The organism is Leifsonia sp. Leaf336 (assembly GCF_001423695.1).
Lineage (GTDB): Bacteria > Actinomycetota > Actinomycetes > Actinomycetales > Microbacteriaceae > Leifsonia.
Window position 1 is genome coordinate 937895 of sequence record NZ_LMOZ01000001.1, and the last position, 12983, is coordinate 950877.

10 protein-coding genes are annotated in these 12983 nt (G+C 68.8%); 7 read left to right on the top strand and 3 right to left on the bottom strand.

Features of this window, described 5'->3' with window-relative positions:
• Window positions 1–181: 181 nt before the first annotated feature.
• Complete coding sequence (locus ASF88_RS04580; RefSeq protein ID WP_055914825.1) at window positions 182–1393, bottom strand: MFS transporter; 1212 nt, start codon at window positions 1391–1393, stop codon at window positions 182–184.
• A 268-nt stretch (window positions 1394–1661) separates the two neighbouring features.
• On the opposite strand from ASF88_RS04580, the gene ASF88_RS04585 reads away from it, so the two are divergent.
• The 6 genes from ASF88_RS04585 (at window position 1662) to ASF88_RS04610 (ending at window position 10062) form a co-directional block, all read left to right on the top strand.
• Window positions 1662–4154, top strand: coding sequence for a ribonucleoside-diphosphate reductase subunit alpha (locus ASF88_RS04585; RefSeq protein ID WP_200935224.1), 2493 nt, complete (start codon window positions 1662–1664; stop codon window positions 4152–4154).
• 118 nt (window positions 4155–4272) lie between these two features.
• Window positions 4273–5262, top strand: coding sequence for a ribonucleotide-diphosphate reductase subunit beta (locus ASF88_RS04590; protein WP_055914831.1), 990 nt, complete (start codon window positions 4273–4275; stop codon window positions 5260–5262).
• Window position 5263: 1 nt separating this feature from the next.
• Complete coding sequence (locus tag ASF88_RS04595; protein ID WP_055914834.1) at window positions 5264–6142, top strand: sulfurtransferase; 879 nt, start codon at window positions 5264–5266, stop codon at window positions 6140–6142.
• Window positions 6143–6227: 85 nt separating this feature from the next.
• Window positions 6228–7250, top strand: a complete 1023-nt coding sequence (locus ASF88_RS04600; protein WP_055914837.1) for a PLP-dependent cysteine synthase family protein — start codon at window positions 6228–6230, stop codon at window positions 7248–7250.
• Window positions 7251–7271: 21 nt separating this feature from the next.
• On the top strand, window positions 7272–8573 hold the full coding sequence (locus ASF88_RS04605; protein ID WP_055914840.1) for an NtaA/DmoA family FMN-dependent monooxygenase: 1302 nt from the start codon (window positions 7272–7274) through the stop codon (window positions 8571–8573).
• A 4-nt stretch (window positions 8574–8577) separates the two neighbouring features.
• On the top strand, window positions 8578–10062 hold the full coding sequence (locus tag ASF88_RS04610) for an aromatic amino acid lyase (protein ID WP_055914843.1): 1485 nt from the start codon (window positions 8578–8580) through the stop codon (window positions 10060–10062).
• A 58-nt stretch (window positions 10063–10120) separates the two neighbouring features.
• Here ASF88_RS04610 and ASF88_RS04615 read toward each other — a convergent pair whose 3' ends face one another.
• A complete protein-coding gene (locus ASF88_RS04615; protein ID WP_055914846.1) occupies window positions 10121–11218 on the bottom strand; it encodes a DUF1611 domain-containing protein in 1098 nt (365 codons plus the stop codon).
• Window positions 11219–11347: 129 nt separating this feature from the next.
• A complete protein-coding gene (locus ASF88_RS04620) occupies window positions 11348–11857 on the bottom strand; it encodes a GNAT family N-acetyltransferase (protein ID WP_235493279.1) in 510 nt (169 codons plus the stop codon).
• A 219-nt stretch (window positions 11858–12076) separates the two neighbouring features.
• Between ASF88_RS04620 and ASF88_RS04625 the strand changes: the two genes are divergently transcribed.
• Window positions 12077–12979 carry an ABC transporter substrate-binding protein gene (locus tag ASF88_RS04625; RefSeq protein WP_200935225.1) on the top strand — a complete coding sequence of 301 codons (903 nt, stop codon included), beginning with the start codon at window positions 12077–12079 and terminating at the stop codon, window positions 12977–12979.
• The last annotated feature ends 4 nt before the right edge of the window (window positions 12980–12983 follow it).

The window sequence follows — 12983 nt, forward strand, 5'->3', positions numbered from 1 at the left end:
GCGTCTCGTGTTCGGAACGGACCCGTCTTCAACTCGGCCGGTAGCGCTGCAGCTCGTCTCCCCATCTCGCTACCTTGCCCGACCCGTGCCTAGGCCACCCCCGTCATCCACACTCCCGGATTGAGACGTGACTAATCGCGAGAATCCTGTGGATGATTCCCGCGACTACTCACTTCTCGGCTCAGGAGGGCTGGACGGGGACGGGCTCGGTGTCGGGGATGGGAGAGGCGTCCCGGCCGCGGAGGTCGGGGTGGACGCGCCATGCGAGCGCGGGCACGAGGAAGCCGACGAGCGCGAAGGCCCCGGCCACCCAGAACGCGCCGACGGCACCGTTGGCGTCGATCAGGAAGCCCGCGAGCGCGGAGCCGAGTGCGGCGCCGATGAGCTGGCCCGTGCCGACCCAGCCGTAGGCCTCCGCGGTGTCGGAGAATTTGACGCTCGCCGAGACGATCGCGAACAGCACCGCCAGCGCCGGCGCGATCCCGAGGCCGGCGACGATGAGCGAGAGCGACAGCCCCCACCACGACCACAGCATGAACGTGGAGATCACGACGCCGACGAAGACGATCAGCATGCGGCGCGCCGTCGCCCACGGCCCGATCGGCACGTGGCCGAAGGCGAGGCCGCCGACGAGCGAGCCGAGCGACCAGATGGCGAGGACGATCCCGGCGAACGGGGAGCCTTCGCCGAAGTTGGCGACGACACCGGCCTCCACCGCGGCGCACGACCCGATGAGCAGGAAGCCGACGACCGTCGCCAGCAGCACGGGAGGTCGCGCGAGCACCACGCCGAACCTCCGCTTGCTGCGCGGGATGCGCACGCGGCCGACCTCGGGGGAGGAGATGAACCAGAACCCGCCGAGCAGCATGATCGCGACCGACATCAGGATGCCCTCGACGGTGCCGATCTGGGTCGAGACGAACGTGATCGCGACCGGGCCGGCGATCCAGATGATCTCTTGCGCGGAGGCGTCGAGCGAGAACAGCGGGGTGAGCTGACGGGAGTTCACCATCTTCGGATAAATGGTGCGCACCGCGGGCTGGATGGGCGGCATGCTGAGACCCGCGAAGAACGCGACCGCCATGGTGAGGGGGATGGGCATCACGAACACGCCGATCGCGGCGATCGCGATCGAGCAGAGCGCGAGCGTCGTCCAGAGCACCGTGCGCATGCCGAGCACGCCCATCAGCCGACTGGTCATGGGACCGGCGATGGCCTGGCCGATGCTCATCGCGCCGAGCACCAGGCCGGCCGCTCCGTAGGAGTGGTGGATGCGCTCGATGTGCAGCAGGAAGGCCAGCGAGAGCATCCCGAACGGGAACCGGGCGGTCAGCTGCGCAGCGATGATGCGCGCGACGCCGGGCGTCTTCAGAAGGCTCGAGTAGCTGCTCACAGTCTTTCCACTCTATCGGTCGGAACGGCCCGGGGAAGGGGTGTGAAACCCGTTCGAGGGGGTGTGGAAATGTGTATAACTTTTTCACACCTGTGGATGACACGCCCACTAGATATGGGGGCATGGAAATGTCGGTACCCGGCTATATAGTGGTTCACGCGACAGGGGGTCCGGCCGATTCTCGGGGGGCCGGAGGCCGTCGCGACGGACTTCGCCGCTCGCCCGAGCGGCACTGTGTGAACCCAGAAAACGGGAAGAGGGAGAGAAAGTGGCTATCACTGTTGTGAAGCGGAACGGCGAGCGGGAGCCGTACGACGCCAACAAGATCAATCTGGCCATCGAGAACGCGGCCGCGGGCCTGGATGAGAACATCACCTGGGTCACGCAGATCGCGAGCGAGCTCGAACTGACCCTGTTCGACGGCATCACGACCCAGCAGCTCGACGAGGCGGTCATCCAGGTCGCCCTGCAGAACGTCAAGGACGACCCCGCGTTCGACACCGTCGCCGCACGCCTCCTCCTCAAGACGATCTACAAGCGCGTCCTCGGCGACTACGAAGGATTCGAGGAGCTCGTGGAGCTCCACTCCTCCCACTTCCGCGGCTACATCGAGCGGGGCGTCTCCGAGACCCTTCTCGACTCGCGTTTCACCTCCCTCTTCGACCTCGACCGCCTCGCGGGCTACCTCGACCCGTCGCGCGACGAGCTGCTCAAGTACATCGGCGTCGTCACCCTCAACAACCGCTACGGCATCAAGGCCCGCAACGGCGACTCGCTCGAGGTCCCCCAGTACTTCTGGATGCGCATCGCGATGGGCCTCTCGCTCAACGAGGCGAACCCGACCGAGCACGCCATCGCGTTCTACGACAAGATGTCCAAGCTCGAGTACCTCGCCGCGGGCTCCACGCTCGTCAACGCGGGAACCGCGTACCCGCAGCTCTCCAACTGCTTCGTCATGGAGATGCAGGACGACATCGAGCACATCGCCAAGTCGGTGCGCGACGTCATGTGGCTCACCAAGGGCACCGGCGGCATCGGCCTCTCGGTCACCAAGCTGCGCGCCCAGGGCTCGCCAATCCGCTCCAACAACACCACCTCCACCGGCCCGATCCCGTTCATGCACACCATCGACTCGGTGCTGCGCGCGGTGAGCCGCGGCGGCAAGAAGTTCGGCGCGCTGTGCTTCTACATGGAGAACTGGCACATGGACTTCCCGGAGTTCCTCGACCTCCGCCAGAACTCCGGCGACCCTTACCGCCGCACCCGTACCGCCAACACCGCGGTGTGGATCAGCGACGAGTTCATGAAGCGCGTGCAGAACGACGAAGACTGGTTCCTCTTCGACCCGCTGGAGGTCGCCGACCTCAACGAGCTGTACGGCAAGGAGTTCTCGGAGCGGTACGCGTTCTACGTGGCCGAGGCCGAGGCCGGGCGCATCAAGATGTTCAAGAAGATCAGCGCCCGGTCGCAGTTCAAGGACATCCTGATGAGCCTCCAGACCACCAGCCACCCGTGGCTGACCTGGAAGGACACGATCAACAACCGCGCCCTCAACAACAACACGGGCACGATCCACCTCTCCAACCTCTGCACCGAGATCACGCTGCCGCAGGACCGCGACAACGTCTCGGTCTGCAACCTGGCCTCCATCAACCTGTCGCGTCACCTCATCGACGGCAAGATGGACTGGGAGCGCATCGAGGCAAGCGCCCGTCAGGCCGTGCGTCAGCTGGACAACCTGATCGACATCACGGTCTCCAGCGTCGACGAGGCCGACTACTCCAACCAGCAGAACCGTGCGATCGGCCTCGGCGTCATGGGCTTCACCGACATCGTCGAGCGCCTCGGCTTCAGCTACGAGAGCGAAGAGGCCTACGCCCTGATCGACGAGATCATGGAGCACGTCTCGTACGCGGCCATCGACGAGAGCGCCGACCTGGCGCAGGAGCGCGGCGCGTACCCGAACTTCGAGGGCTCGCGCTGGTCGAAGGGCCTGGTGCCCTACGACTCGATCGCGCTGACGGAGGCCGACCGCGGCATCCCGATCACGGTCGACCGCACGATCCGCCTCGACTGGGACCGCCTGCGCGAGAAGGTCAAGGGCGGCATGCGCAACGCCACCCTCATGGCCATCGCTCCGACGGCCTCCATCGGCTTGGTCGCCGGCACCACGCCGGGCTTCGACCCGCAGTTCTCGCAGATCTTCAGCCGGTCGACCTCCTCGGGCAAGTTCCTCGAGGTCAACCGCAATCTGGTCGAGACGCTGCAGGAGCGCGGCATCTGGCAGGACGTCCGCGAGTCGATCCTGCGCTCGCAGGGCGACATCCAGGGCATCGCCGAGATCCCGGACGAGGTCAAGGCGACGTTCAAGACGAGCTTCCAGCTCTCGCCGTACGCCTTCATCGAGGTGGCGGCCCGCGCCCAGAAGTGGATCGACCAGGCGATCAGCCGCAACATGTACCTCGAGACGCGCGATCTCGGCGACATGATGGACATCTACTACGCCGCGTGGGAGAAGGGTGTGAAGACCACCTACTACCTGCACATGAAGCCGCGTCACCAGGCCGAGCAGTCCACCGTCAAGGTCAACAAGGCGGAGGAGATCTCGGGAGGCCGCAAGGGCTTCGCCACGGTCGGCGCCGGCGCTCCGGCCGCGGCCCCTGCTGTCACCGAGACCGCCCCGGCGACCGCTCCCGCTCGCCGAGGGTTCGGCTTCGGCGGCCTCACCTCCAACACCCCGGCTGGCGGTGAGAGCAAGTGAACAGCACCAAGATCGAGGAGTACTACGTGCCGGTCGACCCGATGGACGACCTGCAGTGCGAGTCCTGCCAGTAAGCCCGTAAGCCCGCAGCCGTAGACGACAGAGAAGAGACACACAGATGGGCATCCTGGGAACAGGAATCGAAGAGGGCCTTCTGCTCAAGCCGGTGAAGTACCAGTGGGCGATGGACCTCTACGACCAGGCCGTCGCGAACACGTGGTTCCCCAACGAGATCCAGCTCGGTGAAGACATCGCGGACTTCAAGAAGATGACCGACGAGGAGCGTCACGCGGTCACCTTCCTGATGAGCTACTTCAACCCGAACGAGCTCCTGGTGAACAAGGCGCTTGCATTCGGGGTGTACCCCTACATCAACGCGGCCGAGGCGCACCTCTACCTCGCCAAGCAGATGTGGGAGGAGGCGAACCACTGCATGTCGTTCGAGTACGTCCTCGAGACGTTCCCGATCGACCGCGGGCAGGCGTACAACTCCCATGTCGACATCCCGTCGATGGCGCGCAAAGAGGAGTTCGAGGTCCGCTTCATCAAGCGGATGACCGAGCAGGCCCTCGACATCACGACGACCGAGGGCAAGCAGGACTTCATCCGCAACCTGGTGGCGTACAACGTCATCCTCGAGGGGATCTGGTTCTACTCGGGCTTCATGGTGGCGCTGTCGTTCCGTCAGCGCAACCTGCTGCGCAACTTCGGCTCGCTGATCGACTGGGTGGTGCGCGACGAGTCGCTGCACCTCAAGTTCGGCATCAACCTGATCCTCACGGTGCTGGAGGAGAACCCCGACCTGCAGACGCCGGAGTTCGCGAACGAGATCCGCCAGATGATCCTGGACGCCGTGGAGATGGAGGAGCAGTACAACCGCGACCTCCTGCCCGGCGGCATCCTGGGCCTCAACGCGAACTACATCAACCAGTACGTCAAGTACCTGGCCGACCGCCGTCTGGAGGAGCTGGGCTTCGAGGCCGAGTACAAGGTCTCCAACCCGGCCAAGTGGATGGCGACCGCCAACGACACGCTCGAGCTGGTCAACTTCTTCGAGTCGACCAACACGTCGTACGAGTCGAACGCGAAGGCGTCGAGCGGTCACTGATATGACGATGCGGAAATCTCCGCTGATCACCGCCGCCGCGCTGGACGTTGCTCTGGGATCCGATTCCCTCTGGAGCCGCGCCGGCCGGCGGCGGTCGTCGTTGCGGGTGCTCGATGTGCGCTGGAGGCTGGGCGGACCGCCCGGTGCCGAAGAGTTCGCGAAGGGCCACATTCCGTCGGCGGTATACGTCGATCTGGACACCGAGCTCGCCGGTCACGGCGTCCCGACCGATGGGCGCCATCCGCTGCCGCCGATCGACGACCTCCAGACCGCTGCTCGCGGTTGGGGGCTCGACGACGGCGACACCGTCGTCGTCTACGACGATGTCTCCGGCACCTCCGCCGCGCGGGCCTGGTGGTTGCTGCGGCACGCCGGCTTCGAAGACGTGCGTGTCCTCGATGGCGGCCTGGCCGCCTGGATCGCCGCAGGCGGCTCGGTGGAGACCGGCCTGACGGTCGTCGCGCCGGGATCCGTCCACCTCGAGTACGGTCAGCTGCCTGTCCTCGACGCTGACTCGGCCGCCGCCGTGGCCGCTCACGGCGTGCTGTTGGACGCGCGGGCCGGCGAGCGATTCCGCGGGGAGGTCGAGCCCGTCGATCCGCGCGCCGGCCACATCCCCGGCGCCGTGAGCGCGCCCACGGCCGACACGATCGGTCCGGACGGTCGCCTGCTGTCGGGCGAACGGCTCGCCGAACACTTCGCCGCGCTCGGCGTCGGCCCGGACACGCGCACTGGCGTCTATTGCGGCTCCGGTGTCACCGCGGCGCACGCCGCTCTGGCGATGGAGGCCGCCGGCCTGCCGATTCCCGCGCTGTACCCGGGCTCGTTCTCGGCGTGGTCGAACGATCCTGCCCGGCCCGTGGCGGTCGGGGCCGAGTGATCGTTCACCGCAGGCCGAGCTCCCCGCGGTGTAACACGTCGACACAGCCCGTGCGCTTCCGCGCGCACGCGTCTATCGTTCCTGCATGACCGCGCTCGACCTGATCCCCTCCTCCGCCCCCGGGAACCTCCCGCTGGGCGAGGTGTGCGACTCGGCGGCGGCGCTGATCGGCAACACCCCGGTGGTCGAGCTGCACTCCCTCCCGGCCGGTCTCGAGGCCCGCGTGCTGGTGAAGCTCGAGGGCCGCAACCCGGGAGGCTCGTCGAAGGACCGCATCGCGCTCAACATGATTCGTACGGCCGAGGCGGCGGGCGCACTCACCCCCGGCGGCACGATCGTGGAGGCGACCAGCGGCAATACCGGCATCGGCCTGGCCCTCATCGGCCGGCTCACCGGCCATCCGGTCGTCATCGTGCACGCCAGCGACATCTCCGACGAGAAGCGCAAGGTGCTGGCGGCCTACGGCGCGCGCCTGGTGGAGGCCGACTGGGAGGCCGGCCCCGACGATTCCGCCAACCCGCGTGCGGTCGCCGACCGCATCGCCGCGGAGACCCCCGGCTCGTGGCGCCCTGCGCAGTTCGCGAACGCCGCGAACCCGGAGGCGCACTACCGCGGCACCGGGCCGGAGATCTGGCGGCAGACGGCCGGCCGGGTGACGCACTTCGTCGCGTCCTTCGGCACCGGCGGCACCGTGAGCGGCACCGGCCGCTACCTGAAGGAGGTCAGCGGCGGAGCCGTCCGGGTGCACGGCGCGAATCCCGCCGGCTCGACCTACGGCGGCGGCGCGGCCGGTCGCATCCTCGTCGACGGCGTCGGCACCGCGTGGCCGCGCGACTTCTGGCCGGACACCTTCGATCCCGAGGTGGTGGACGAGGTCCACACCGTCGAGGATGGAGTCGTGTATCGAACGCTCCGCCGGCTCGCCGCCGAAGAGGCCCTCCTGCTGGGCCCGTCGTCGGCGCTCGCCGTCGCCGCGGCGCTGCGGGTGGCCCGCGAAGCGCGTCCGGGCTCGATCGTCGTGGCGATCGCGCCCGACGGCGGCACGAACTACCTGACCAAGGCGTACGACACCGACTGGCTGACCGCCGCCGGCGTCGGCGTCGACTGACGCGCGCAGCAGAGAGACTCCATGGCACTCCTACATTTCGGCTGGTTCCTCGGCGCGGGCTTCGGCGTCCAGGGCTGGGGCGACCCCACCTACGGCATCGGCTACGACTGGAGGCAGCCTCCCGTCTACCAGGACGCCGCGCGCACGTTCGAGGGCGCAGGCTTCGACCTCTTCATCATCGAGGACGGGGTGGCTGTACCCGACACCTACGGCGGCTCGGCCGAGGTGAACCTGGCCGCCGCGCGGTTCGTGCCGAAGCACGACCCGCTGCCGCTCGTCCCCTACCTGCTCGGGGCGACCAGCCGGCTCGGCATCGTGCCGACGCTCAGCGCCAGCTTCTACGAGCCGTTCACCGCCGCGCGCCTGCTCAGCACCCTCCAGCACTTCGCCGGAGGTCGCCTCGGCTTCAACGTGGTGACGAGCGGCTCCGACCTCGCCGCTCAGAACTACGGCCTCGACAAGCAGGTCGAGCATGACCTCCGCTACGACCGGGCCGACGAGTGGGTGGAGGTCGTCCGCAAGCTCTGGCGCAGCTGGGAGCCGGACGCGATCGTGGAGGACGTCGAGGGCGGCGTCTTCGCCGACTACCGCAAAGTGCACACGATCGACCACGAGGGCCGCTTCTTCAGCGTGCGCGGGCCGCTGAACACGGCGCCCGCCGCCGAGGAGCCGGTGATGGTGCAGGCGGGCGCTTCGGGTCGAGGCCGCGATTTCGCAGGGAAGAACTCGGATGTCGTGCTCGCACTGGCCTCCACCCCGGAGCGGATGCGCGAGTACCGCGACAGCATCCGCGCCGTCGCCGTCGAGAACGGCCGGCCGGCCGATGCGGTCAAGGTGCTGTTCGTGGTGCAGCCGATCGTGACCGCGAACGCCGCGGAGACCGCGAGCGTCCGCGCGGAGCGCGCCGAGCTGACGCAGGCGGCCATCGACGAGCAGCTGCAGTCGATCAGCTACCTGACCGGTGTCGACTTCAAGACGTTCGACCTGGACGCCCCGCTTCCGGAGATCACCACGAACAGCAACCGCGGCACCCTCGACAACTTCGTGTCGTCCGCCCCGGCGGGGTCGACGCTGCGGGAGATCCTGCAGACGCGCGCCAAGAAGGACGGCCTGGCGATCATCGGCACCGCCGACGAGGTCGCCGACCATCTGGGCGAGCTGGGGGAGGCCGTCGGCGGCGACGGGTTCCTGTTCACCGGGCAGGTGCATCCCGCGAACGTGCACCGCACGCTCGACCGGCTGGTACCGGCCCTGCGTCGACGCGGCCTGCTGCGCTCGGAGCTCGGCGACGGCGGCCTCCGCCGCAACCTCGCGGACTTCTGACGTCATGACCGGGCCGAGCGGCGACGTCCATTTCGGCGACCAGCCTCCGACCGTCTCCGACATCGTCGCGATCGCGCAGGGTGCGCCGGTCGTGCTCGACGCCGCCGCGCGCGACCGGATCGCCGCCTCCCGTGCGGTCGTCGAGCGCGCGATCGAGTCGGGGGAGCCGGTCTACGGACTCAACCGCCGCCTGGGCGCGGGGCGCGACGACGCCGTCGATGCGGCGGAGTTCTCGGCGTTCCAGCGCCGCACGATCGCGAACCACCGCGGCGGCATCGGCGAACCCCTGACCGAGGTGGAGGCCCGCGCGGTCGTCGCGACCCGGCTCGCCGGCTTCACCCGAGGCGGCGCGGGCGTGCGGCCCGCGCTCGCCGACGCCTACGCGGCGCTGCTCAACGCGGGCGTGACCCCGTGGATCCCCGGGCGGGGCTCCGTCGGCGCGGCCGACCTGACCGCGCTCGCGGAGGTCGCCGCCGTCGTGATCGGCACCGGGGTCGTGCTGCGCGATGGTGCGGACGCTCCTGCCGCGCAGGCGCTCGCCGATGCCGGACTGGAGCCGATCGAACTCGCTCCGCACGAAGCCCTTGCCGCGTTGAGCGCCAACGCGCTGAGCATCGGGGTCGGCTCGCTGGCCGAGGTCGAAGCCCGGCGGCTCGCAGAAGCCGCCGACCTCGTCGTGGCGCTGTCGCTGGAGGCCGTCGGCGCGGCGGGCCCGGCCGGCAACCTGAGCCCGTACTCGCCCGCGGTGGCGGAGGCCCGCGGCGGCGCGGGGCAGGCGGCGTCGGCCCGGGCGATCCGCTCGGCCCTCGACGGCAGCGGCCTCCACTCTCCCGACCGTGTCGTGAGCGTGCAGGACCCGCTGGCGTTCCGCACGGCGCCGCAGCTGCACGGCGCGCTCCGCGAGGCGGTCGCCCGACTGCGCACCGAGCTGGAGGTCGAGCTCGCCGCACGCTCGGAGAACCCGGTCGTCGACCTCCCGAGCGGCCGGCTCGTCTCGGGCGGCAACTTCCAAGCGCTGCCGCTGGCACTCGCACTGGAGAACCTGCGCCTGGCGCTGGCGCACGTGGCCGAGGCCTCGGAGCGTCGCACCGCCGCCCTCTCGCTCGCGCTCGCCTCCGCACGCAGGGAAGGTCGCACCCGGGTCCCCGGACTCCTTCTCTATGCGGCCGCCGACGCGGTCGCCGAGGTGCGTCAGCTGGCGGCGCCGGCGACGCTGGGCAGCTCGACGCTCTCAGGGGTGGAGGATCACGCGACCTACGCGCCGCTCGCCCTGCGCCTCCTGCAGCGATCGCTCGCCCTGACCTCGGAGGTCATCGCGATCGAGACGCTGCACGCGGTGGACCTGCTCCGCGTGCTCGAGTCGCGCCCGACCGGCGCGGGCACCGGCCGGCTGGCCGCGGCGCTCGCCGAGGTGTTCGACGACGTCGACGGCCACTCGGCCGACGCCCTCGTCAAGGAGGCGGCCAGCCTCCTCGCGCGACTTTCGTGACGAATATCGGCATTCGTGCCACGAATCGCGGCTTTCGTCACGAATCGGCGCCGAGAGGTCAGCTCGCGGCGGCGAGCGGAACTGCGATCGCCGCGAGGGCGGGGAACGCGAGCAGCACCATCGCGACCAGCTCGTCGATGCTCCGGGTCAGCGGGTCGGTAGCCGGGATCCCGAGGTCGAGCTCGAGCTGATCGATCGCGTCGCCGAGCTGGCTGTCGGACAGGTTCTCGTGGTTGACCGTCACGCCGATGACCCGGGTCTCGGCGAAAGCCTCGATCAAGGCGATCTCGCTCGCGACGGACGGCATCGGGATCGCGGGGTAGTCGTCCAGGACCGTTCGAGCGGGGGCGTGCTGCACGATGACGGCCTCCGGCCGGCTGCCGCGCAGGATGTAGGCCGAGGTCAGGTACGCGGGGTGGCTCAGTGCGCCCTGGCCTTCGACGACGATGACGTCGGGGCTCTCGTTGTCGAAGGCGTCGAGCACCTGGCCCTCGACCTCGCCCGAGCAGAACTGCGGCACGGTCGCGTCCAGCGCCACGCCGTAGCGGGCGCCCTGGATCAGTGCCGTCTGCCCGGTGCCGACCATGACGGCTCGCACTCCGCGGGCGTTGAGCGCCTGGACCAGGAGGGTCGTGGTGGTGCGCTTGCCGATGGCACCGTCGGTGCCGAGCACCGCGATGCGCGGGCAGGTGACCTCCGCGATCCGGCCCGTGAACAAGCGGAGGTCCTTTGTGGGCTTCGAGCGGCGCACGTCCGTGATGGTGGCACCGGCGATCACTGCGGCGGCGGCGAACTCGGGGTCGTCGCCGAGGAACTCGTGCAGGCCGTTCACGATGTCCAGCCCTCGGGAGATGCCGTCGAGCAGGACGAGCCGGTCGGCGGGGGAGAGCATGCCGCTGGCCGGAGCCATCCCGACGATGAGCGTGTCGGGCGCGGAGGGGAGGTGGTCGATCACCTCGGCCAGGTTCGCGAGCACGGGGACGGCGTTGGCGACACCGTCGAGCAATGCGCCGGCGTCCTGGCCGGCCCGGGTGCTGTCGATGACGGCGACGATGTCGTATCTCTCCGAGGAGCGCACCAGGCCGTTCGCGGTCTTGCCGTCCGGCTCGCCGAACAGCCCTTCGCAGTAGATGACGGCGCGTGGGGACTCGGGCATGTGCAGCTCCTCTGATCGATACAGAGGAGGCGACGGGATCGTGGCCGGATCGAACGGCGATCCAACGGTCAACGAGGCGTCTTCCCTGAAGCCGGTGATGACCGGCTTCAGGACAGTAGCACACGGGTATCAGAGGTCTTTACGGAACCCCAGGTAGGAGACGCGCTCCCAGTCGTCGTCGAGGTCGAACAGCGGCGAGTAGCCGAGCGAGATGTACAGCGCGACGGCCTCCGGCTGACGCGCGCCGGTCGTGAGCACGACCGTGCTGATGCCGCGGCGGGCCGCCTCGGCCTCCAGCTCGGCCATCACGCGTCTCGCGAGCCCCTGGCGGCGGTGGCCGGAATGGGTCCAGACCCGCTTGACCTCGACCGTCGCGTCGTCCTCCCGCATGAAGGCCCCGCCGGCGACGGGCGCGCCCGACTCGTCCACGAGGAGCAGGAAGGTGCCGCCCTCCTCGGCCGTGAACCGCTCGGCCGGGTAGCGCGACAGCTCGGCCGACGAGGGGATGCCATCGTTGAGCCCGTACCGCTCGTCGTACTCGCGCGAGAGCTCCTCGACGAGGGGTTCGGCCAGCGGATCGTCGGGGCGCGTGACGACCACGCGGGCCGATTCGGCCAGACCGGATTGCGGTTGGGTCACGACCCGACCCTAGCGCGGCGCGTCGCGCCGCGTGCAATCGATGTCATCCAGCGTCGCAGACGACGGATTCCGCGCAAAGAAAGACGAAATCTCTGCGAAACTTGCAGGAAAACTGGCGTTTCGCGCGTGATTTAGTATGCGTGTATTGCATCGGGCCTAGGGTATTCTCCCCTTACCCCTCCTGCACACCTTGCACCAGGAAGAAGGACAACTACCATCATGCGCATCCGATCCGTGGTCCCCGTGGCCGCCCTCGCCGCCGTTGCAGCGCTCGCGCTCTCCGGTTGTGTCGACAACTCCACCCCCTCGTCGAGCGGCTCAGCGTCGAGCGCCGCGTTCGACGTGAAGAAGGACGCCACCCTGGCGAACAGCGTGCCCTCCAAGATCAAGTCGGCCGGTACCCTCAACGTCGGCATGGACGACACGTACCCGCCGAACGAGTACAAGGACGACAACGGCAACCCCGTCGGCTGGGAGGTCGACTTCACCAACGCCATCGGCGCGAAGCTCGGCCTGAAGATCAACTACGCGATCGCCAAGTTCGACAACATCATCCCGAGCGTCACCGGCGGAAAGGACGACTTCGGAATGTCGTCCTTCACCGACACGGTCGAGCGCGAGAAGCAGGTCGACTTCGTCAACTACTACAACGCCGGCATCCTCTGGGCCTCCGCCAAGGGCAAGACCGTCGTCCCCGACAACGCCTGCGGCATGAAGGTCGCCGTCCAGTCCACGACCTACGAGGACACCGACGAGGTCCCCGCCAAGTCGAAGGCCTGCACCGACGCCGGCAAGCCGGCCATCCAGGCGCTGCGCTACGACAACCAGGACGACGCGACCAACGCGGTCATCCTCGGCAAGGCCGACGCCCTGAGCGCCGACTCGCCCGTCACGCTTTACGCGATCTCGAAGTCCAACGGCAAGCTTCAGGAGGCCGGCAAGACGTTCGACGTCGCGCCCTACGGCATCCCGGTCGCCAAGAACTCCGACCTGACCCCGGTGCTCCAGAAGACCATCCAGGCGCTCATCGACGACGGCACCTACAAGAAGATCCTCGACAAGTGGGGCGTGGCCGACGGCAGCGTCACCACCGCGGACATCAACGCGGCCTCGAAGGGCTGACCTG